This is a genomic window from Streptomyces sp. NPDC020996, assembly GCF_040641355.1.
Classification (GTDB): Bacteria; Actinomycetota; Actinomycetes; order Streptomycetales; family Streptomycetaceae; genus Streptomyces.
On the sequence record NZ_JBFADM010000001.1, the window covers coordinates 33973 to 54782 of the forward strand.

General features: G+C 72.5%; 23 protein-coding genes and 3 pseudogenes. 8 read left to right on the forward strand and 18 right to left on the reverse strand.

Features of this window, described 5'->3' with window-relative positions; translation table 11 throughout:
• Window positions 1–45 precede the first annotated feature (45 nt).
• Entirely contained in the window at window positions 46–804 is a 759-nt protein-coding gene (locus AB0G63_RS00175; RefSeq protein ID WP_324787520.1) for a TIGR00730 family Rossman fold protein, read from the reverse strand.
• A 154-nt stretch (window positions 805–958) separates the two neighbouring features.
• Window positions 959–2035: pseudogene (dapE, locus tag AB0G63_RS00180) on the reverse strand (succinyl-diaminopimelate desuccinylase); the annotation flags it as partial.
• A gap of 83 nt (window positions 2036–2118) precedes the next feature.
• Here dapE and AB0G63_RS00185 point away from each other — a divergent pair.
• Complete coding sequence (locus AB0G63_RS00185; RefSeq protein ID WP_360741718.1) at window positions 2119–3126, forward strand: heavy metal transporter; 1008 nt, start codon at window positions 2119–2121, stop codon at window positions 3124–3126.
• Window positions 3127–3402: 276 nt separating this feature from the next.
• On the forward strand, window positions 3403–3855 hold the full coding sequence (locus tag AB0G63_RS00190) for an ATP-binding protein (protein WP_360741722.1): 453 nt from the start codon (window positions 3403–3405) through the stop codon (window positions 3853–3855).
• 675 nt (window positions 3856–4530) lie between these two features.
• On the opposite strand, the gene AB0G63_RS00195 is transcribed toward AB0G63_RS00190, so the two are convergent.
• Both AB0G63_RS00195 and fdxA read right to left on the reverse strand, forming a co-directional pair.
• Window positions 4531–5622, reverse strand: a complete 1092-nt coding sequence (locus tag AB0G63_RS00195; RefSeq protein WP_360741725.1) for a bifunctional succinyldiaminopimelate transaminase/glutamate-prephenate aminotransferase — start codon at window positions 5620–5622, stop codon at window positions 4531–4533.
• Between the two features lie 130 nt (window positions 5623–5752).
• Window positions 5753–6073, reverse strand: a complete 321-nt coding sequence (fdxA, locus tag AB0G63_RS00200) for a ferredoxin (RefSeq protein ID WP_324787515.1) — start codon at window positions 6071–6073, stop codon at window positions 5753–5755.
• A gap of 140 nt (window positions 6074–6213) precedes the next feature.
• Between fdxA and AB0G63_RS00205 the strand changes: the two genes are divergently transcribed.
• Together AB0G63_RS00205 and AB0G63_RS00210 are read left to right on the forward strand one after the other, a co-directional pair.
• Complete coding sequence (locus AB0G63_RS00205) at window positions 6214–7242, forward strand: GNAT family N-acetyltransferase (protein WP_360741728.1); 1029 nt, start codon at window positions 6214–6216, stop codon at window positions 7240–7242.
• Between the two features lie 106 nt (window positions 7243–7348).
• Window positions 7349–8215: a transglutaminase-like domain-containing protein gene (locus AB0G63_RS00210; protein ID WP_360741731.1), complete on the forward strand. Its 867-nt coding sequence runs from the start codon at window positions 7349–7351 to the stop codon at window positions 8213–8215.
• A gap of 90 nt (window positions 8216–8305) precedes the next feature.
• Here AB0G63_RS00210 and AB0G63_RS00215 read toward each other — a convergent pair whose 3' ends face one another.
• The 13 genes and pseudogenes from AB0G63_RS00215 to AB0G63_RS00275 all read right to left on the reverse strand — a co-directional run.
• Complete coding sequence (locus tag AB0G63_RS00215; protein WP_360741734.1) at window positions 8306–8920, reverse strand: response regulator transcription factor; 615 nt, start codon at window positions 8918–8920, stop codon at window positions 8306–8308.
• Window positions 8917–10110, reverse strand: a complete 1194-nt coding sequence (locus AB0G63_RS00220) for a histidine kinase (RefSeq protein WP_360741737.1) — start codon at window positions 10108–10110, stop codon at window positions 8917–8919. The genes AB0G63_RS00215 and AB0G63_RS00220 overlap by 4 nt, the downstream gene beginning before the upstream one ends.
• The gene (locus AB0G63_RS00225) at window positions 10107–10847 is read right to left on the reverse strand and encodes an ABC transporter permease (protein WP_360741740.1); all 741 of its coding nucleotides are present in this window, start codon (window positions 10845–10847) and stop codon (window positions 10107–10109) included. The genes AB0G63_RS00220 and AB0G63_RS00225 overlap by 4 nt, the downstream gene beginning before the upstream one ends.
• Window positions 10844–11776 carry an ABC transporter ATP-binding protein gene (locus AB0G63_RS00230; protein ID WP_360741743.1) on the reverse strand — a complete coding sequence of 311 codons (933 nt, stop codon included), beginning with the start codon at window positions 11774–11776 and terminating at the stop codon, window positions 10844–10846. The genes AB0G63_RS00225 and AB0G63_RS00230 overlap by 4 nt, the downstream gene beginning before the upstream one ends.
• A gap of 190 nt (window positions 11777–11966) precedes the next feature.
• Window positions 11967–14408: a hypothetical protein gene (locus AB0G63_RS00235; RefSeq protein WP_360741746.1), complete on the reverse strand. Its 2442-nt coding sequence runs from the start codon at window positions 14406–14408 to the stop codon at window positions 11967–11969.
• A 195-nt stretch (window positions 14409–14603) separates the two neighbouring features.
• On the reverse strand, window positions 14604–15017 hold the full coding sequence (locus AB0G63_RS00240; RefSeq protein ID WP_360741749.1) for a DUF6113 family protein: 414 nt from the start codon (window positions 15015–15017) through the stop codon (window positions 14604–14606).
• 1 nt (window position 15018) lies between these two features.
• Window positions 15019–15879 (reverse strand): N-acetyl-1-D-myo-inositol-2-amino-2-deoxy-alpha-D-glucopyranoside deacetylase, encoded by an 861-nt coding sequence (mshB, locus tag AB0G63_RS00245; protein WP_360741752.1) that lies wholly within the window; start codon window positions 15877–15879, stop codon window positions 15019–15021.
• Window positions 15880–16050: 171 nt separating this feature from the next.
• Window positions 16051–16578, reverse strand: a complete 528-nt coding sequence (locus AB0G63_RS00250; RefSeq protein ID WP_360741755.1) for a DUF6584 family protein — start codon at window positions 16576–16578, stop codon at window positions 16051–16053.
• 87 nt (window positions 16579–16665) lie between these two features.
• Entirely contained in the window at window positions 16666–17088 is a 423-nt protein-coding gene (locus tag AB0G63_RS00255) for a hypothetical protein (RefSeq protein ID WP_360741758.1), read from the reverse strand.
• Between the two features lie 113 nt (window positions 17089–17201).
• On the reverse strand, window positions 17202–17459 hold the full coding sequence (locus AB0G63_RS00260; protein WP_360741761.1) for a hypothetical protein: 258 nt from the start codon (window positions 17457–17459) through the stop codon (window positions 17202–17204).
• Window positions 17456–17803 carry a hypothetical protein gene (locus AB0G63_RS00265; RefSeq protein WP_360741764.1) on the reverse strand — a complete coding sequence of 116 codons (348 nt, stop codon included), beginning with the start codon at window positions 17801–17803 and terminating at the stop codon, window positions 17456–17458. The genes AB0G63_RS00260 and AB0G63_RS00265 overlap by 4 nt, the downstream gene beginning before the upstream one ends.
• Before the next feature lie 80 nt (window positions 17804–17883).
• Window positions 17884–18813, reverse strand: a complete 930-nt coding sequence (locus AB0G63_RS00270) for a helix-turn-helix domain-containing protein (RefSeq protein WP_360741767.1) — start codon at window positions 18811–18813, stop codon at window positions 17884–17886.
• A 226-nt stretch (window positions 18814–19039) separates the two neighbouring features.
• A pseudogene (locus AB0G63_RS00275) lies at window positions 19040–19126 on the reverse strand (ATP-binding protein); the annotation flags it as partial.
• Between AB0G63_RS00275 and AB0G63_RS00280 the strand changes: the two are divergent.
• From AB0G63_RS00280 to AB0G63_RS00295, 4 genes and pseudogenes are all read left to right on the forward strand, one after another.
• Window positions 19126–19428, forward strand: a pseudogene (locus tag AB0G63_RS00280) (Scr1 family TA system antitoxin-like transcriptional regulator); the annotation flags it as partial. The pseudogenes AB0G63_RS00275 and AB0G63_RS00280 sit on opposite strands and share 1 nt — an antisense overlap.
• A complete protein-coding gene (locus tag AB0G63_RS00285) occupies window positions 19425–19634 on the forward strand; it encodes a DUF397 domain-containing protein (RefSeq protein ID WP_360741770.1) in 210 nt (69 codons plus the stop codon). The pseudogene AB0G63_RS00280 and the gene AB0G63_RS00285, both read left to right, overlap by 4 nt.
• A gap of 373 nt (window positions 19635–20007) precedes the next feature.
• The gene (locus AB0G63_RS00290; RefSeq protein ID WP_360741772.1) at window positions 20008–20181 is read left to right on the forward strand and encodes an Imm7 family immunity protein; all 174 of its coding nucleotides are present in this window, start codon (window positions 20008–20010) and stop codon (window positions 20179–20181) included.
• Window positions 20182–20265: 84 nt separating this feature from the next.
• The gene (locus tag AB0G63_RS00295) at window positions 20266–20415 is read left to right on the forward strand and encodes a DUF397 domain-containing protein (RefSeq protein ID WP_360741775.1); all 150 of its coding nucleotides are present in this window, start codon (window positions 20266–20268) and stop codon (window positions 20413–20415) included.
• A 52-nt stretch (window positions 20416–20467) separates the two neighbouring features.
• Here AB0G63_RS00295 and AB0G63_RS00300 read toward each other — a convergent pair whose 3' ends face one another.
• Window positions 20468–20662: a hypothetical protein gene (locus tag AB0G63_RS00300; RefSeq protein WP_324787496.1), complete on the reverse strand. Its 195-nt coding sequence runs from the start codon at window positions 20660–20662 to the stop codon at window positions 20468–20470.
• Between the last annotated feature and the right edge of the window lie 148 nt (window positions 20663–20810).

Genomic DNA, 20810 nt, shown 5'->3' on the forward strand with positions numbered 1-20810 from the left:
CCAGGGGGTTCAGGGCCGGTGGCCGAGGGGCGGGGCCGGCGGGGGTCAGCGGCCGGCTTCCTTGGAGACCAGGGCCACTGCCTCGTCCACATCGTCAGTGACGTGGAACAGCATCAGGTCGTCGGGGGACATCTTGCCCTGGGCCGCCATCGTGTTGCGCAGCCAGTCCACCAGGCCGCCCCAGTAGTCGGTGCCGAACAGGACGATCGGGAAGCGGGTGACCTTCTGGGTCTGCACCAGGGTCAGCGCCTCGAAGAACTCGTCCAGGGTGCCGAGTCCGCCGGGCAGGACCACGAACCCCTGCGCGTACTTCACGAACATCATCTTGCGGACGAAGAAATACCGGAAGTTCAGGCCGATGTCGACGTAGGGGTTGAGGCCCTGCTCGAAGGGGAGCTCGATGCCGAGGCCGACCGAGGCGCCGCCGGCCTCGCAGGCGCCCCGGTTCGCGGCCTCCATGGCGCCGGGGCCGCCGCCCGTGATGACCGCCCAGCCCGCCTCCGCGAGACCGCGGCCCAGGCGCACGCCCGCCTCGTACTCCGGCGAGTCCACCGGCGTCCGGGCCGAGCCGAACACGCTGATGGCGGGCGGGAGTTCGGCCAGCGTGCCGAAGCCCTCGACGAACTCCGACTGGATGCGCAGCACCCGCCAGGGATCGGTGTGGACCCAGTCCGCGGGGGCGCGCTCGTCCAGCAGCCGCTGGTCCGTCGTGCTTGCCGTCACCTGTCCGCGCCTGCGCAGGACCGGTCCCAGGCGCTGTTCCTGCGGCGGTGGCGTCTTCCCCCTCGGGTTGCCTGTTGCCATGTGCGCTCCCTCCGCGGTCGATGCCTCCCCGTCCCGAACGAAGTCGAGAGGTGGGGAAAGGTGTTTCCGCCTCAGCGTAGATCCACACCCGTTACGGCCGGGGGACTTGGACGTGTCCGCCGCGCGGCACCACGCCGCACGGGGTCCTAGGCCGTGCCGTCAGCCAGGCCCGCAGGCGCTCCTCACCCGCCAGGACCTTCGCGGTTTCGACCCGTTCGTCCCGCTTGTGCGCCAAGTGCGGGTTGCCCGGGCCGTAGTTGACGGCCGGGATGCCGAGGGAGGAGAAGCGCGACACGTCCGTCCAGCCGTACTTGGGCCGCGGGACGCCGCCCACCGCCTCGATGAAGGCCGCGGCGGCGGGGTGGGACAGGCCGGGCAGCGCGCCGCCGCTGTGGTCGTCGATCACGAACTCCGCCACCCCGCAGTCCGCGAACACCTCGCGGACGTGCGCGACGGCCTCCTCCTCGGTGCGGTCGGGCGCGTAGCGGAAGTTGACGGTGACGACGCACTCGTCGGGGATGACGTTGCCCGCGACCCCGCCCGAGATGCCGACCGCGTTCAGGCCCTCCCGGTACTCGAGGCCGTCGATCACCGGGTTGCGCGGCGTGTAGGAGGCGAGGCGGGCCAGGATCGGCGCGGCGGCGTGGATGGCGTTGGAGCCCATCCAGCTCCGCGCCGAGTGGGCCCGCTCGCCCTTCGTCTTCAGCAGCACCCTGAGCGTGCCCTGGCAGCCGCCCTCGACCTCGCCGTCCGACGGCTCGAGGAGCACCGCGAAGTCGCCCTCCAGCCACTCCGGGTGGGCCTCCGCCACGTGCTTGAGGCCGTTCAGCTCGGCGGCGACCTCCTCGTTGTCGTAGAAGACGAAGGTCAGGTCGCGGTTCGGGGCCGGGACGGTGGCCGCGATGCGCAGCTGGACCGCGACGCCCGCCTTCATGTCGCACGTGCCGCAGCCCCACAGGACGCCGTCCTCGTCCAGCCGGGAGGGGACGTTGTCCGCGATCGGGACCGTGTCGATGTGGCCGGCCAGGATCACCCGCTGCGAGCGGCCCAGGTTCGTGCGGGCCAGGACGTTGTTGCCGTACCGGTCGACCGTCAGGTGCGGCAGGGCGCGCAGGGCGTTCTCGATCGCGTCGGCGAGGGGCTGCTCGGTGCCGCTCTCGGAGGGGAAGTCGACGAGCCGCGCGGTCAGCTCGGCGGCGTCCAACGTGAGGTCAAGGGGGGTGTCGGCCATGCTGTCGACCCTAACGCGTCTGCCTCGTCACAGCGTCCGTACCGGCCTCGCCGCCCTCTCGTGCCTCCGCTACCTTGTACGGCGTGTCAGAGCCGTCCCCCCACCCCGTCAAGCGCCGCGGCCGCGTCTTCCGTTTCGGCGCGGCCCTCATGACCCTGCTCGCCGTCGCCGGTTACCTCGTGGTGCAGTACGTCACCGGGGGCAGGAGCGGCCCGGGCTGCACGGTGGTGTCGGGCGAGGACGACGGCGCGCGCTACCGGTTCACGCCGGAGCAGGCGGTGAACGCGGCGACGATCGCCGCCGTCGGCACCGGGCGCGGGATGCCCGAACGGGCCGTGACGATCGCGCTCGCGACCGCGCTGCAGGAGTCCGGACTGCGCAACATCGAGCACGGCGACCGGGATTCGCTGGGCCTGTTCCAGCAGCGGCCCTCACAGGGCTGGGGCACGCCGCGGCAGATCATGGAGCCGGCGTACGCGGCGGGCGCCTTCTACGAGCACCTCGGCAAGGTGCCCGGCTACACCCGGCTGCCGCTCACGGTCGCCGCGCAGCGCGTGCAGCGGAGCGGCTATCCGGAGGCGTACGCCAAGCACGAGCCGGACGCGAAGCTGCTCGCCGCCGCCCTCACCGGGCACGCGGCAGCCACGCTCACCTGCCGGGGCAACCCGGACGCGGCCGGCGTCCAGGCGGGCCCCGACGCCGTCCGCTCCGCACTGGTACGGGACTTCGGGCGCGACGTCCTGCAGGACGCGGGCGCGGAGGTGGGCGGCCGGGCCACGCCGACGCCCTCGCCCTCTTCCTCGCCCTCGTCCTCGTCCTCGCCGAGCGCGCAGGACGGCACGCGGACCGTCACGCTGCCCGTGGCGGCCGGCGCGAGCCCCGTGAAGGGCGGCACCGCGCGGCAGCGCGGCTGGCAGCTGGCGCACTGGGCGGTCGCCAACGCCTCCGCGCTGCACATCGAGCGGGTCTCGTTCGCCGGGCGGGAGTGGACCGCCGGGACCAGCGACCCCCGGTGGCGCCCGACCGGCGCGCAGAGCTCCGGGGAGACCGGGCGGACGGCGGACGCGGTCCGGATCGTCACCGGGCAGTAGTTCGGATCCTCACCCGCACGGGTCACCCGGGCCGGGCGCCCGGCCCGGTGCGCGGCTGTTTTCGCCCGGTCCGCGGCGGATTCGCGAAAAGCCTTGGGAACACAGGGCCGTAAGGATTCGGCAGCCGCGCACACCGCGCCCTTTTCGCCCATATTCGTCCGCAGCCGATAATGCGACGCATTGCCAATTCTTTACGGTTCCGCTCCGCAACCTCGGAGGGGCTTCGAGCGGTAGTCACGGCGTCCGAGCAAGACCCTCTCCCGTCGAAGGAGCATCATGTCCCTCCCCCTGACCCGTCGGATCGCCCGTGCCGCGCTGCTTGTCGCAGCGGGAGCGGCAGCCGGGGTCGGTGCGGCCGGCTCCGCGAGCGCGGCCCCCGAACTGCCCGCCACCCCGAACGTCGGGGGCCTGACCTCCCTGGACGGGGCGAACGTCGGCCACACCGTCGACGGCGCGGCGCAGAACGTCACCCGGGTCGCGGGCGGCGCCGGCGGCAAGGCGGTCAAGAAGGCGGTGCCGACCGCGACCAGGACCGGCGGCAAGGTGGCGAAGCAGGCGGCGCCGGTGGCGCGGAAGGCCGTGGGGGACGCGACGGGCTCCGCGGAGGGCGTCCTCGGCGACACCGCGAAGACGGCGACCAAGGGCGGCCTGCCGACGGACGCGCTGACCAAGGGCGGCATCCCGTCCGCGAAGACCCTCCCGGCGAAGGGCCTCCCGCTGGGCGGCTGAGCCCCCGCACGGCTGCGGGCCCGGGCGCTGCCGCCCGGGCCCGCAGCCGTGTACGCCGGGCCAGGGGCGCGTGCTGAGCCGCAGTTCGGCGCACCGGGCCTCGCCGGTCGCCTGCGGCGACCCACAAGCCACGCGCACATGGCTACGCCACCACAGCGATGCCCCCCGGAGGCCGCAGCCTGTGCGCCAGGCCGCGCAGCAACGCGCAGCGGGCCACACCGACCGTCCGCACCGAGCCCCAGCCGCCACGGCGATACCGCCCAGCCCCGCCGCCAGGTGCGCCGGGCCGGAGGCGCGTACCGAGCCGCAGCCGGTCGCCCGCACCGGGCCCGCACGCCAGGCCCCAGCCATACCCACCGGGCCGCGCAACCACACGCACCGGGTCGCGCAGCCACACGTACCGGGCCGCGCCGGTCGCCCGCAATAGGCCGCAGCCACGCGCAGCGGGCCACCCCGACCGTCCACACCGGCCCCCCGGCCCCCGGCCGCCCGGCCGCCCGGCCGCCACAGCGATAGCGCCCGGACCCGCAGCCGTGTACGCCGGGCCGGAGGTGCGTACCGCGCCTCAGCCGGTCGCCGCACCGGGCCCCAGCCGCCACAGCGACGCCACCCAGGGCCGAGGTCGCGTGGCCGCTCCGGCCCCCGCAGCCGTTTGCGGGTGGCCGTGGGGGCGGGTTACAGGCGCTCTACGGCTGCTCGGATCCGTTCGTCCGTCGCTGTCAGGGCCACCCGGACGAAGCGGTCGCCCGCGGGGCCGTAGAAGTCGCCGGGGGCCACGAGGATGCCGAGGCCGGCGAGGTGGGCCACCGTGTCCCAGCAGGACTCGTCGCGCGTGACCCACAGGTAGAGGCTGGCCTCGCTGTGCTCGATGCGGAAGCCGTGCCCGGTCAGCGCCTCGCGCAGGGCGGCGCGGCGGGCCGCGTACCGCTCCCGCTGCTCGCGGACGTGGCTGTCGTCGCCGAGGGCCGCCACCACCGCCGCCTGGGTCGGCGCGGGCGTCATCATGCCGCCGTGCTTGCGGATCTCCAGCAGCGGGCCGAGGACGGCAGGGTCACCGGCCAGGAAGGCCGCGCGGTAGCCGGCCAGGTTCGACCGCTTGGACAGCGAGTGGACCGACACGATGCCGTCGTACGAGCCGCCGTTGACGTCCGGGTGCAGGACGGAGACCGGGTCGGCCTCCCAGCCCAGCTCGATGTAGCACTCGTCGGAGAAGACCAGCACGCCGTGCTCGCGGGCCCAGGCCACGATCCGGGTCAGCTCGTCCTTGCCGAGCACCTTGCCCGTCGGGTTGGACGGGGAGTTCAGCCACAGCAGCTTCAGGCCCTCGGGGTCCAGCTCGGTCGGGTCGTCGTAGGCGACGTGTTCGGCGCGGGCCAGGCGGGCGCCGACCTCGTACGTCGGGTAGGCAAGCCGGGGGTGGGCGACCTTGTCGCCGGGGCCGAGGCCCAGCTGGGTGGGCAGCCAGGCGACCAGTTCCTTGGAGCCGACGACCGGCAGGACGTGCCGGTGGGTGACCTCGCGGGCGCCCAGACGGCGCTCGAGCCAGCCCGTGATCGCGTCGCGCAGCGCCGGGGTGCCCCAGACCGTCGGGTAGCCCGGGGAGTCCGCCGCGTCGATCAGGGCCTTCTGGATCAGTTCGGGGACCGGGTCGACGGGGGTGCCGACGGACAGGTCGACGATGCCGCCCGGGTGCGCGGCGGCCGTCTTCTTGTACGGCTCCAGCTTGTCCCAGGGGAAGGCCGGGAGGCGGTCGGTGACTGCGGACACGGGTGGTGGCTCACTTTCTCAGGGAACGGCTCGGCCCTCGTACGGCAAACGCCTCGGCCCCGCACGGTGATCGTCGACGATCAGGCCGTACGGGACCGAGGCGGCGCATGTCGCGGGGCCGCTTACGGGGTCACTCGGCCTGCGGCGGCAGCGCGGCGATGATCGGGTGGTCACGCTCGATCAGGCCCAGCTTGCTGGCGCCGCCCGGCGAGCCCAGCTCGTCGAAGAACTCGACGTTCGCCTTGTAGTAGTCCTTCCACTCCTCCGGCACGTCGTCCTCGTAGAAGATCGCCTCGACCGGGCAGACCGGCTCACAGGCACCACAGTCGACGCATTCGTCCGGATGGATGTACAAGGACCGGGAGCCCTCGTAGATGCAGTCGACCGGGCACTCCTCGATGCACGCCTTGTCCTTCACGTCGACACAAGGCTGCGCGATGACGTAGGTCACGCTGTCGTTCCTCCTCGATTGGGCGCTGGCGGGCCTCCTCAGGCTCCGCCGCCTGGCGCGCGGGAGCGCGGCGTCGTCGATGCCCGCCCCTAGTATCTCCGTTCCTGGGCATGATCCGAACAGGAGGGGTGAACCGACCCGTGGAAATCTCGGCCGCTGGACGCCTCGAGGTCCGAATCACCGCTGCTGACGTGGGGAAACGTGTCTCCGTGCGGCGCCTGAGCGAACCTGGAGTCACGCAGGAGAAGTTCACCGACACGGTGGGTGTTCTCACATCATGGGACGAAGGTGTGCTGCTCATCACACGGAAGAGCGGTGAGAGCGTCCGGATACCGGAGTCCGCCCTGGTCGCGGGGAAGGTGGTGCCCGCCGCGCCGGCCCGCCGCCGGGGCCCCGCCACCTCCTACGAGGAACTCGCGCGGGTCTCCTCGCGCGCGTGGCGGCCGGTGGAGAGCGAGCTGCTGGGCGGATGGGAGCTGAGGGCGGCGGCCGGGTTCACCCGGCGGGCCAACTCGGTGCTCCCGCTCGGCGACCCGGGCGTGCCCCTGGACGACGCGCTGAGCACCGTACGGCGGTGGTACGGCGACTGCGGCCTGCCCGCGTACGTCCAGACCGCGACCGGGGCGGAGGGCACGCAGGAGCTGCTGTGCGCGGAGCTGGAGCGGCGCGGGTGGGTGCGTGAGGTGACCGCCGAGCTGTGGGTCGGCGGGCTGGCGCCGGTCGCCGACCGGGCGGAGGGGACGGGTGTCGTGCTGTCCCGGACCGCCGACGCGGCGTGGCTGGCGCGCTACCGGCGCAAGGGTGTGAGCGAGGTGGCCCTGAAGGTGCTCGGCAGCGGGCCGTCGGTGTGGTTCGCGACCGTGCCGGGCGCCTCGGAGGGTGCCTCGGAGGGGGCCGCGCCCGCCGCGATAGGGCGGTGCGTCGTGGACGGGCGGTGGGCGGGCTTCGCCGCCGTCGAGGTCGACCCCGCGCAGCGGCGGCGGGGTCTGGCGACCGCGGTGATGGCCGCGCTGGCCCGGCGGGCCCTCGACGAGGGCGCCTCGGCCGCGTGGCTCCAGGTCGAGACGGACAACGCGGCGGCGCGGACGCTGTACGCCGGAATGGGGTTCGCCGCGCACCATGCGTACCACCACTACCGTCAGCCGGCCGGTGACGAAGTCGGGCGGTGACGAGCCGCCGCGAAGCCGCCGTGAGTCGCCGCAAAGCCGTCGCGAAGCCGCCGCAAAGCCGCCGTGAAGTCGCCGTGAAGTCGCCGTGGAAGGGCACGAGCCTGATATGAGTCCCCGCTGTCCTCCGTCCCCCGCTCCCCCGCCGCCCGAGCGGTCCGCGCGGCTGCGGCGGCTGTTCGCCGAGGAGGCCCGGTCCGAACGGCCCGACCTGGCCACGCTGTGCCTGCTGGTGGGCGCGCAGGCGGACGGAACGCTGGACGAGGCGGGCATGGACGCCGCGCAGCTGGAGCTCGACCGGCTGGCGGGACGGCTGCCGTTCCGGCCGGGCGGGCCGACGGCGTGGGCGGAGGCGCTGCGACGGCTGCTGGGCGAGGGCGAGGGCTTCCATGGCTCCCCCGCCGACTACCGGCGCCTGGAGTCGTCGCTGCTGCACGAGGTGCTGCGCCGGCGGCGCGGGCTGCCGATCATGCTGTCGGTGGTGTGGATGGAGGTGGCCAGGAGAGCGGGCGCGCCGGTGTACGGGGTCGCGCTGCCCGGACACTTCGTCGTCGGGTTCGGGCCGCAGGAGGAGCAGGTGCTGGCCGACCCGTTCGACGGCGGGCGGGTGCTCGGCGGGGGCGACGTGGAACTGCTGGTCGTGGGGGCCACCGGGGCGCCGCTGGAGCCGTCGATGCTGACGCCGGCCGGTCCGTTGGAGGTGGTCTCGCGGATCCTGAACAACGTCCGCGCGTGGGCGGCGGCCCGGCCCGAGCGGTCGGACGTGGCGCTGTGGGCGGTGGAGCTGTCGCTGCTGCTGCCCTCGCATCCGGCGCGGCTGCGCTACGAGCGGGCGCAACTGCTGGTGCAGCGGGGCGACTACCTCGCCGGGGCGGCGGAACTGGAGGCATACGCCGAGGTGGTGGCCGCGGTCGACGAACAGACGGCGCGGCAGGTGCGCCGCCAGGCCCACTCGGCGCGGGCGATGCTCAACTGAGGCATCCGAGCCGTTGAGGCAGCAGAGCCACTGCGGCTCACAGCAACCGAAGCCGCACAGCCCGCCGAGGCGTCACAGCCAGCCGAGGCGTCACAGCCAGCCCTTGTCGCGGGCGATCCGCACCGCTTCCGCACGGTTGCGCACCGCGAGTTTCTGGATCGCGGTGGAGAGGTAGTTGCGGACGGTGCCCTGCGACAGGTGCAGGGCGGCCGCGAGTTCCGCGTTCGTGGAGCCGTCGGCCGCCGCGCGCAGCACCTCGCGCTCGCGGTCCGTGAGCGGGTTCGCGCCCTCGGCCAGGGCCGCCGCCGCGAGGGTGGGGTCGATGACCCGTTCGCCCTCCAGCACCTTGCGTACGGCCGCGGCCAGTTGGGCGGCCGGGGCGTCCTTGACGAGGAAGGCGTCGGCGCCGGCCTCCATCGCGCTGCGCAGGTAGCCGGGGCGGCCGAAGGTGGTCAGGACGACCAGCTTCACGTCCGGCAGCTCCGCGTGCACCCGGGCCGCGGCCTCGATGCCGGTGCAGCCGGGCATCTCGATGTCGAGCAGGGCCACGTCCACGTCGTGCTCGCGCGCCGCGGCCAGCACCTCGTCGCCGCGCGCGACCTGGGCGACGACCTCGATGTCGTCCTCGAGGCCGAGCAGGGCGGCCAGTGCCTCGCGGACCATCGACTGGTCCTCGGCGAGCAGGACCTTGATCGTGGAGCTCATGCCCCGGATCCTACGTCCGCCCCGCTGTCCACGGGGACGCGGGCGACCAGCCGGAACCCGCGTCTGGTGCCGCCCGCCTCCAGGGTGCCGCCGGCCTTCTCCAGGCGCTCGGCCAGGCCCGTGAGGCCGTTGCCGGCGCCCTTGCCGGGGCCGCCCCGGCCGTCGTCCTCGACGGACAGTTCCAGCACCCGCCCGTCGAGGGTCTGGCGGGTGAGCAGTCCGACCGTGCAGCGCCGGGCGCCGCTGTGCCGTACGACGTTGGTGACCGCCTCGCGCAGGGCCCAGGCCAGGGCCGACTCGCTCTCCTCGGGGACGCCGGTGAGGTCGGGTTCGGCGGGCAGGTCGGCGGTGACGTCGGCCGCCGCCAGCGCCACCTGGGCCCCGGCGAGTTCGGCGGCCAGCCGGGGGCGCCGGTAGCCGGTGACGGCCTCCCGGACGTCGACCAGGGCCTGGCGGCTGACCTGTTCGATGTCGGCGATCTGGCGGGCCGCCTTGTCGGGGTGGTCGGGGAGCATGCGGCCGGCCAGCTCGCTCTTCAGCGTGATCAGCGACAGCGAGTGGCCGAGGAGGTCGTGCAGGTCCCGGGCGAGACGCAGCCGCTCCTCGTTGGCGGCGAGCTGGGCGACCTGGGCGCGGGCCCTGCGCAGTTCCACCGTCGTGCGCACCAGCTGCCGTACGCCCGTCATCGTGAAGCCGATGAGCAGGACCAGGAGGACCAGGGTCCACAGGTCCCTCTCGCCGTCGGCGAGGGCGCTCGTCAGCATCACGGCCGTCGTCAGGGGGATCGTCCAGTAGGCGGTCCGCAGCGGGAAGGTGGCGCCGCAGGCGACGGAGACGTACACGAACAGGTCGAGCCAGGGCCGGCCGAGCGTGACGGACAGGACGACGGCGAGCACGCCGAGGCCGGCGACCAGGCCGGTCACGAGCGGGCCGGGGAACGGCCGGCCCATGGTGCGGAAGACCAGCGTCAGGTAGGTGCCCACGAAGACCGCCAGGCCGGTCCAGCCGGCCACCGTGGCGGCGGTGGTGTGCTGGCCGGAGAGCAGGTCGTTCACGGGCGATCTGAGGAACACCAGCCAGATGACGATCCACAGCAGCTTGCGCCCCGCCTCGCGCAGGGTGCGGGGCGGCTGCCCGAGGGGCGTCGCGCCGGTCTCCGGCGCCGACCGGTCGTCCGTCGTCGTGCTCACGCCTGCAAGGTGTCCTTCCGGTAGAGCCAGGCCGCGCCGCCCGCGAACAGGACGAAGAAGACGGCGAGGAGGGCGACGTCCCGGGCGTGCGGGGACCGGCTCTGCTCGATCGCCCGCCCGAGAGCAGCGTACGCGTGCGTGGGCAGCCACTTCGCGACGGCCTGGAGCCACTGCGGGAAGGTCGTCGTCGGCATCCACAGGCCGCCCAGCAGCGACAGGCCGAAGTAGACGATCATGGTGACCGGCCGGACGGTGTCGCCGCTCGCCAGGTAGCCGAGGGCGACGCCGAGCGCGGCGAAGACCAGGCTGCCGGCCCAGATGGAGCCGGTGAGGGCGAGCCACTGCCAGGCGTCCAGGCGGACGTCCTTCACGGCGGCCGCGACGACGAAGACGACCACGATCGACGGCAGGCTGACCACGGCCGCGCCGGCCGTCTTGGCGAGCACGTACCCGCGTCCGGGCAGGGCGGTCAGCCGCAGCTGCCGTACCCAGCCGCTCTCGCGTTCCTTGGCGATGCGTTCGCTGTTGCCCATCAGGACGGCGGTCAGGGCGCCGAAGGACGCCATGGAGACCATCATGTAGGCGGGCAGGGTCAGGCCGGTGCCGTCGATCTTCGTGGTGCTGTCGGCGTTGCCCGCGATGAGCAGGAACAGCAGCGAGGGGTAGAGGACCGAGAAGAACAGGAACTTGCGGTTGCGCAGGGCGCGGGTGAGTTCCAGCTTGATCAGGCTGTTCACGGCTGCTTCGCCTCCTCGGCGGCGGTGATGGCGACGAACGCCTGCTCCAGGCCGAGGCCGGCGACCTCGAGGTTGCGGGGGTAGAGGCCGAGGCCGTACAGGGCGTGGACGGTGGCGTCGGCGTCGGAGGACTGGATGCGGACGGTCCGGCCGCTGATGTCGAGGGCGGTCAGGAACGGCAGGCCGCGCAGCCGCGCCGCGTCGATCGGGGCGTCCAGGTCGAAGGAGACGCGCCGTGCGCCCGCCTTCGCCTTGATCTCGGCCGCGGTGCCGTCCGCGAGCAGCCGGCCGCGGTGCAGGACGAGGACGCGGTCGGCGACGGCGTCCGCCTCCTCCAGGTAGTGCGTGGCGAACAGCACGGTGCGGCCCTGGTCGGCCTGCTCGCGGATGGTGGCCCAGAAGGCCTGGCGGGCGGAGACGTCCATGCCGGTGGTGGGCTCGTCCAGCACGATCAGATCGCTGTCGCCGGCCGTGGCGAGCGCGAAGCGGACGCGCTGCGCCTGGCCGCCGGAGAGCTTGTCGGCCCTGCGGCCGGCGATCTGGGTGAGTCCGGCGCGGGCGAGCACGTCGTTCACCGGGTAGGGCCTGGGGTGCAGGTCGCAGGCGAGGCGGACCAGTTCGGCGACGGTGACCTCGTCCATCAGCCCGCCGCTCTGCAGCATGGCGCCCACCCGCCCGGCGACGATGGCCTCGCGCGGCCCGGTGCCGAAGACGCGCACGGTGCCGCTGTCGGCGCTCCTGAGCCCGAGCAGCAGGTCCAGCGTGGTCGACTTGCCGGCCCCGTTCGGCCCGAGCAGCGCCACGGTCTCCCCGGGACGCAACGCCAGCGTCAGCCCGTCGACCGCCCGCACGCTGCCGTACCTCTTGCTCACCCGCTCGAACCCGACCACCGGGGCGGTGGCCGTATCTGTCGTTGTCATGACAGCCATGGTGGCCGCGGGGGCCTCCGGCCCGGCAGTGTCGGGGGTCCGGTGTCGGGGATGACAGATGTCATACGACGAGAGGCGCCCGGCCGTCATGCGACGAGGCGCGCCCGACTGCCGTACGGCTGCCGTACGGCTGCCGTACGAAGAGGGGCGCCCGGCGGTCGCCGGGCGCCCCTCTTCCGGTCGTGGGCGGTCAGCTCGGGTCGGTGTCGATGACCGCGACCCGGTTGGTCTTGCTCAGCAGCGCCTGGCGCAGGGCGACGTAGACGTCCTGCGGGGTGACGGCCGTCTTCTGGCCGGTGCCCCGGGTGATCAGGACCTCGTCGAAGGTGTGGCCGTAGAGCTCCTTGAGCGCGTCCATGTCGGGGCTGTCGACGAGCTTGCCGTTGACGGCCTTCACGCGCAGGAACTTCCACAGGGAGTTCTGCGGGCTGAAGATGACGCTGTGCGCCGCGTCCGTCTGCACCGTGACGGGGGCCGACATCGCGGGCTGGGCGAACTCCTTCAGCTCGCGGTCGACCTCGGCGTTGGAGATCGTCGGCTGTTTGGTGGTGGTGGCCACGGCGGCCGGGGTGGTGGAGCCGGTTTCGACCTGGGCGCGGTAGGCGGTCACGATCGCGTCGGTCGACCTGGCGATGTCGATGCCCTTGCCCGGCTTGCCGTAGACGGCGACGGCCTTGCCGGAGACGAACTTGATCGTGCCCTCGGTCATCGAGCCGGAGCCGCCCGCCACGTCCTGCAGGGCGGCGTTCAGCTTCTCCTCGTCGACGGGCATGACGGGCTCGACGACCCGGTGGTTGCCGAAGAGGGAGCCGATGACCGAGACCGGGTTGTAGTCGCTCTTCGCGGCCGCGGCGACCGTGGCCTGTTCGTCGAACTGGAGCCCCGCCTGGTCGGGCTTGAGCGTGACGGTGTCGCCGCCGACCGAGAGCTTCAGCGGCTGGTTCACGTTCTTGCCGAAGGCCGCGTCGAGCTTCTTCACGGCGTCGTCGCGGGTGCCGCCGCCGATGTCCACGCCGAGCACGGTGGTGCCCTTGGGCACGTCGGTGTGGTTCATCAGCAGCCCGGCGCCGTAGGCCCCGCCGGCGACCAGGAACACGGCGACGCCGAGCAGCGCCAGCTTGCTGCGGCCCTTCTTCTTCGCGGGGGCGGCCGCCGGCACGTTCTGCGCGACCGGCTCGGGCAGCTTCGGGGGCGTGTGCTGCAGCGCCCCGTCGGCGGGGGCGCCCGGCCCGAACGGGGAGCCGGCGCCCGGCGGCACGACCGGGATGCCGCTGGTGACGGTGTGCCCGGAGACGTTGTCGGGGGCCGGGTAGCCGCCCTGCGGGCCCGGCTCGGGGGCCGGCTTCTGCGGGGTGAGGATCGCGGTGTCGTCGCTCAGGCCGCCACCGGGCGCCGCGACGGGACCGGAGCCGAAAGGCTCACCGCCGCGCATCGTGCCCGGAGCGCCGGGACCGCCCGGACCACCGGGGCTGTTGGGCCCGCCCGGGGCGCCGGGACCGGCGTAGCCGCCCTGACCGGCACCGCCGTCCTGGCCGCCCGGACCGGTGGGCGGGGCCAGCGGGCCGTCGCCGGTGACCGGACCTGTGGTCGGACCCGCGGGGCCGCCGTGCGCGCCGCCGGGGCCGCCGAAGCCGTTCGGCCCGTCGAAACCGCTCGCGCCGTCGAACCCGTTCGGAGCGCCGGGAGCGCTGGGGCCGCCGGGCGCGCTGGGGCCGGCGGGGCTGTTGGGGCCGCCCGGACCGCCATGGCCGCCGGGACCGCCATGGCCGCCGGGGCCGCCGTAGCCGCCCTGACCGGCCCCGCCGCCCTGGCCGTTGACGGCGCCGCCGCGGTCGCCCTCCGAGAAGTACGGCAGGTCGTCGCGGCGTGCGTCGCCGCCGGTGCCCTGGCCGGGACGGGGGCCGGTGGAGCGCGGGCCCGCGTTCAGCGCCTCGGTGACGTCGAAGGAACCGGTGCCGCCGCCGTGTCCGGGGGCCACCGGCCCGCCGGTCGCGCCGGGGAGCCCGGCGCCGTTGGTCGTGCCGGGCCGGGCGCCGTTCGCGCCGCCGGGCCGGGAGCCGCCCGTCACGCTCATGGCGCCGACCACGCCGCCGGGACGCGCGCCGCCGGAGGCACCCGCGGCGGGCGTGCCCGAGCCCGCGGGCGCGCCCGCGCCTGCCGGCGTACCCGAACCGCCGTGGACACCGGCGCCGTTGGCGGCGCCGCCGGCCTGACCGCCCTTGGGCGGGCCCGACTTGCGCGGCGCGAACCAGTCGCTCGTCTTCTCCCCCGCGGGCCGGGCCGGCTCGGCCGGCGCCTCGACGGCGCCGCCCGCGGACATGCCCGTGGACGTGGCCGCACCCGGCGCCGGAGCCGGAGCCGCGGTCTCCGCGGTGTCGTCCTTCTTGCCGTCGGCGTCCGCGACGGGCGTGCGCACGACGACCGGCGGAATGGGCCGTGACCCGGGGATGTTGATCCGGATCCGGGTGGTCAGCGTGGTCTCGGTCTTGCGGTCCTCCGGCTTGGCCGAACGGCCCGCGTCCGCAGAGCCGTCGGAAGCCGCCGGCGTCCCGTAGGGCGGGGTGCCCGACGGGTATGCGGCTCCACCGCGCCCGTTGGGGCCGGAGGACGGAGTGTCAGTTTCACGACTCAAGGCAGGTTCTCCCGGTTGGCTCCGCCGCCCGACACGACCTCACGTTGGGGGTCCCCCCGGGCGCGAGCTAAGTCGAGCGTCTGGGGGAGGCTCGGCGGCGCGCACCACCATACTGGCCACTTCTGGCCCGTATCCCACTACCGCCGGGGAAACCCACACGGCACTTGCACGCCCGCGGGACGGCGAAGTGGTACGTCACTTCCCAAGTCGGGCGTCGCCGCCGTTCGGTTGCCGCACCCACCCGACCGTGGCGCAGATCACAGCCACGGCCATGCCGCCGAGCAGGAAGAGGTACGAGCCGCCTCCTGCGGCGAAGAGGAAGTCGCCCTCGGGGCGGCTGGTGGTGAGGAACACCACGGCGATCATCCAGCCGACGGCGGACGCGACCGCCCCGGCCCGGCCGCCGGAGGCCAGCGCCCCGCCGAGCACGAGCCCGGCCTCGCCCGCGAGGGCGAGCAGCAGCCCGCCCGGGAACCAGTCGGCCTGCACCAGCGCCCCGGCCACGCCGACCACGGCGCCGCACACGAACAGGCCGAGGTACAGGGCCGCCCGGCCCGCGGACGGCGGTCGCAGGGGCTGGGCGAGCATCGGAGTCCGGTCGCCGCTCATGTCAGGAACCCTCCCCGGTCCCGGCGAACAGGTCGCTTTCCCCCGGCTCCGCGCCTTCCCCCCGCACCAGTTCGTAGTACTCGGTGGTGAACAGCGGTTGCGCGAGTTCGTTGGAGAGCGCGAAGTACGGCTCGGCGACCTCGATCTGGGTGGCGTGGGCGCGCATCGCGGCGGCCTTGGCTGCGGAGGCGCGGGCGGTGCCGTCGATCCGCGTGGTGATCCGCGCGTCGTCGACCACGCCCGGCACGTCCTGCACGGCGGCGCTCTTGGCGAAGGGCAGCCCCGGCAGGTCCGTGGCGAGTTGGGCGAAGGCGTCCTCGACGACGGAGCGCGGGGCGCGGTTGACGTAGACGCGGGGGATGTCCCAGCCCTCCGCGGCGGCCAGTTCGGCGGCGCGCAGGGCGACGCGGTGGGCCTGGATGTGGTCGGGGTGGCCGTAGCCGCCGTTGTCGTCGTAGGTGACCAGGACCTGGGGGCGTACCTCCAGGATGACCTCGACCAGGTGCCGGGCCGCCTCGTCGACGTCGGCCTGCCAGAAGCAGCCGGGGTCGTCGTTGTCGGGCAGGCCCATCATCCCGGAGTCCCGGTAGCGGCCCGCGCCGCCGAGCAGCCGGAAGTCCGCGACGCCGAGTTCGCGCATGGCCGCGGTCAGCTCGCCGAGGCGGTACTCGCCGAGGGCCGCGCCGGTCAGGTGCCGCAGCTCGGGCGGGATGACCTCGCCCAGTTCGCCGAGAGTGCAGGTGACCAGGGTCACGTGGGCACCCTCGGCCGCGTACCTGGCCATGGTCGCGCCGTTGTTGATCGACTCGTCGTCCGGATGCGCGTGCACCAGGAGCAGACGCCGAGCAGGCAGTTCGGTCATGCGGCCCACCCTACGAGCCCCCTCCGACAAAACGGCACGGCGGCCTGCCCGGCCTTCCTGCCGGACACCGCGAGATCATCTGGGACTCGTCATCGAGGGTCCTGCTCACGGCGGTTCTGGACGGTCTCACGAACCTTGAGCGGCGCTTCTCACAATCCCGGGTGACCTGGTTCAGTTGAAGAGGGCAACGAGTCCGTTTACCCATATCGCGAGGAACCCAAGGGCCGCCACCAGGCAGCCGACGCCCGCCAGCACACCGCCGGCCGTCCACGGCTCGGAGGGCGCCTCGTACTCCCCTTCCAGGTCGTCCCGGTAGGAGGCGGGGTCGTCCCAGTCGACGGGGTGCCCCAATTCCTCGGCGCAGGCGGTCCGCACCGCGACCAGCTGCTCCTCCGCGAAGACGGTGGCGGCCTTCGCCTCCGGGCCCTGCCAGGCGAGGGCTTTCATCCGCCACCCGGGAGACCCGTACCGCGCCTCGAAGGCATCGGTCTCGTCGGCTTTGCGGTCCTCTTCGAGGTACATCCAGCGTCCGGCCTCGGCGGCGTCGCCGTAGAGCCGGTACACCTCGGCCAGACGACGGCGGAGGGTCAGGTCGTGCGGGAAGGACGAGATGAGACCGCGCAGGCGCTGGCGCGCGACGGGAACCCGGCCGGCGGCCAGGTCTGCATCGACTCGGGCAAGGGTCTCTCTCAGGGGCATGAACGCATGATCGAGTACCGCACTGACCTACGTCGACCTGGTTTCGCCGCTCAGCACTCGCTCGCTCTTGCCGGCATCAGCCGAACCTCAATGTGCATCGCTCGATGGCGATCGAAAGCGGGCCACGATCTGGTGTGCGTATTGGTCGTCCAGACCGAGATCCTGGACCACTCGATGAGCTTCTGGAATCCGGCTCGTCTCGCACAGCAGCCGAACAAGGGCGTACAGGGCACCACGATCACCGTCTTCGGCGCGATTGCGCAGCGCCGACTCCATTCCCCGCTCGCGAAGCGATGCGTTGAGTCTCCGACGTGCGTGGACATCCGTGAGAGCGCGCTCCGTGAGTTCCGAGAGCCGTTCCGCACGGGCGAGCAGATCCATGTGCCAGAGATGGTTGTCGTGTCTGGAGGGATCAGTGGAATAGCACTCGGCGTGGGTGCTTACCAAAGCGATCGCTACATCCCAGTCCCGGCGCTGTTCCGCTGCCCGGGCTTGCTCGAACCACTCCACAGAATGAGTATCGCGTAGCACTGCTTCGTACCGCATCGTGGGAGTGATTGCCGACGAACGTCCCTCAGGATCAAGCCCCCAGCGCCGCCTGCGGAATACTCTTAACCGCCTTCTCAGAAGCTCAGGTAAGTGATCTGGACGATGTAGACGCGCTCGCTGCGCACCACGACCTGATAGGTGAACATGCCCCCGGGAACAATGACGACACCGCCTCTGGGGTCGACGCCGTCGTGAGCTCGGCCGTGGACGTGGAGTGCTTCGGCGGCTCGGACCAGCTCATCCGCCCTTCTTTCCACCTCGGCGAGAAAGCCGGCGGGAGCGGTACGAGCGGTTTCCTCCGCGCCGAAGACGTACTCCCATTTCCAGCTCACCCGCGTACTGCCTTCATGGCTTCGTCCAGCACGGCACTCAACTGACGCAGGGCCTCACGGGCGACGGCGGAGTCCTGGTGTTCCAGGTCGGCCTTGGCGCGAGCGTGGCGGGTGGACAGGTCGGGGCGACGGGCGATCTCGATGTCCCTGGCCCACATCAGCACCCAGCTCTGCACGGGGCTCAACGACTGCCACTCCACCGCCTTGGCGAAGGCTTCGTCCTTCGTTGCCTGCATCTCCTCCAGGCGGGCAGGGTCGACCACGGCAAGTGCCGCGCGCAGGGCGTCCGGGGTCTGCTGGGGGCGGGGGATCAGCTCGTGCCCGTGATCGGCCTGAGTGCTCATGGTGTCCTCCAGTGCATGCCCCGGCCAGAGTATCCGGCGGGGACCGCGCCGGAACGGGACACGGCTGACGTGGTTGCGCATCAGAGGGCTCCCCGAAGGTCGGAGCCGCACTTGCGGCAACGGCCGGGGGTGGGGGCGCGGAAGGCCCGATCGCAGCCGCCGCAGTTCTGGAGAGGTTGGCGGGTGGGCGGTGGCGAGGAGGGCGCGCGCAGCGGGGGCGGCGGCGGGAGCTGGTCGGCGAGGCGGTGGGCCAGGAGGGCCGCGGGGCGGCGTACGCCCTCGGGCGGCAGGTCGGCGGTCAGGGCACGACGTACGGCGGCAGGGGCGACATCCCGCTCCAGCCAGGCGGCGACGCCGGGGGCCAGGTGAGCCGTGTCGCGGGCGGACAGGAGCACCCGGGAGTCATGACGGTGGAGGTCCGCGAGCAGGTCGGCCGCGGCTTGGAGGAGGGCTGGGGCGGCATAAGCGGGGCTCGGCACGGCGGGGAGCGGCTTGCGGGGGTTTCGCTTCTCTCGCGCGGCCTCCGTCGGGTGCGTCCCGCTGCCCGCGCAGGCATCCCGCCGCTGCGGTGCCGCAGGGGTCCGGGCCTCCGGCAGATCGTGCGCCTCGGCGCGGTGGCGGGCAGCCGCCGGCTGGTTGCAGGAGACCGTGCGGGTGACGATGCGGCCGGCGGGCGTGCGGACGCGTTCACGGCGCAGGTAGCCCTGGGCCTCCAGCTCGCGCAGGGCGGCGGCGATGCGGGTGGCTCCTTCCGGGAACCGCGCGGCAAGGGTCTTGATGTCGGCTGGGGCGCCCTTCGGCAGCGACTGAAGGTGCGTGCCGAGCCCGATGGCGAGGAGCGAGAGCTCCCTGTGCTGGGCCAGGTGGTTGCCGATCACTGTGAAGCGGGTGGTGTGGCGGGTGTTGTCGTGCTGAAGCCCACCGGCGGTGCAGTGGACCCGGTTCGGGTTCTTGTTGCCCGCAATGCGAGCCTGGGCGCGCGGGTGCACGCTAGGGTTCTGGGTACCCATCGGGAAGCTCTACCTTCCTCGGTGGTCAGGCCCTCGCACTGGGATTGCCGTCCCGGCGGGGGCCGTCGCATGTCTGCGGTTGTGATGGTGCGTTGCGCTGAGCGTCGGGCCTCGGAGGCCGCGAAATCCAGTCCATTCGGGGATGTTCACCCGCCCGAGTGAGCGCGGGCCACGGGCGGGAGGGGTGGGGTTTGGCAAGGTGCTTTCCCCCTGAGTCTTTTGTCTTTCAGCCGCCGACGGCACCGGAGCGCGAAGATACGGGTTCCGGTGGCGTAAGGCTCAGTTCAGCCCAGACGGTCTTGCGCGGGAACCGGCAAGATGGTGCTGCGTCGCCAGTTGGAGCACCTTCTGGAGCTCGGCCACATGAGGAACGTGGAGATCCAGGTGATGCCGATCGAACGCACGGTCCACGCCGGTATGGGAGGAGAGATCCAGGTGCTCAAGTTCACCGACGGCACGGCAGTTGGCCGCGCCGAAGGGGACTACGGAAGCCGACCGGTCTCTGATTTGAAGCATCTGCGGATCATGGAACTGCGGTGTGGCATCATCCGGGCTCAGGCTCTCTCGCCAGAGGAGTCGCTGGCTTTCATCGAGCAAGTGATGGGGGAGACATGATCCGGAAGAGCCCAGAGGAGAACGCTGCGACGCTGCGGTGGTTCAAGAGCAGCCACAGCGACAGCAGCAACAGCAACGAGTGCGTTGAGGTTGCATCCGCCCTCGGGATCATCCACGTCCGCGACTCCAAGCACACCGTCGGCCCTCGCCTCCAGCTCTCACCGAAGGCTTGGGCCGACTTCGTGCCGTTCGTGTCCGAGGGCTGACGGCCTACTCGGCCTCCGGCACTTCGACCTCTCCGCTCAGCGAACGGGCGATGGCCGTGAACTCGCTCGCGGCGACTGCGGATTGAGGCATCTCCGGCGGACCACGCTGCGGCCGGAACGGTCAGGCGGGTCATCTCAGTACGATCGTGGGATGTTTGAGTACCACGGATGGATCACGGTCAGGAAGACCGCGGCCGATGACGACGATGAGCTTCGGTTGTGACAGATCGTCGATGGGCTTCGCCATCGCATCGTCCAGATGGACAGTCCGTACTTGCTTGACCTCAGATGGATGAACGGCGAGCCGTTCATCCACCTCGGCGGCTAGTCCAATCACCGCTCGTCGCCTGACGCGGTCGAACTATTCGAGCATGTGGCCGCGGTCGCCCCTGGTTCCTACGGACTCCTCCACGTTCGCGACGACGAGGAACCAGGTCACGAGAACGATGTACGCGTGCTGAAGTTGGTGCGAGGTATGGTCACGCATCACACGGAGACGCTGCTGTCCCCGTACATGCCGACGGTGGAAGATCCCTGCACGGGCTGAGGCGTCGTCGGCGCATCACGCTCGCAGCCAAAGCCGAATCGCAGCCACCGTGACAGGACGACGGCGGCAGGTCCGCCGACTGCCATGCACCGAGCGGGGATTGACTCCTGCGTCGAGGCAGCCGCCTCACCCCGCACCGTCCACGTCCGGGACTCCAAGCACGGCGACGGGCCCCGGCTGGTCTTCACGCCCGTCGCGTGGGCCGGCTTCGTGCCGTACGCGGTCGGGGGCTGATCCAGGGGGCAGGCCGTGCCTGCCGGGCCCCGTGGGGCCCGGTGGGCCGCGGTCAGAACTTGATGCTGCCGATCATGCCCGCGATGTTCGTCGTCAGATCGCTGATCGTGGGCGCGATGGTCGACGACGCGAGGTAGAACCCGAGCAACATGCAGACGACCGCGTGTCCGGCTTTCAGCCCTGACTTCTTGATCAGCAGGAAGACGATGATCGCCAGCAGCACCACCGCCGAAATCGAGAGTGCCACGGCGGCTCACCTCCAAAGATCCCAAGTGCACGGGGGGGTCGGACCAAGGGGCAGAAAAATCCATACAGTAGCCAGCGGGTTCATACCCACTGTGCGCCAGTGATCATAACTATCCAGACGCGCGCATCGGTCGGCGCACGGCCGCACA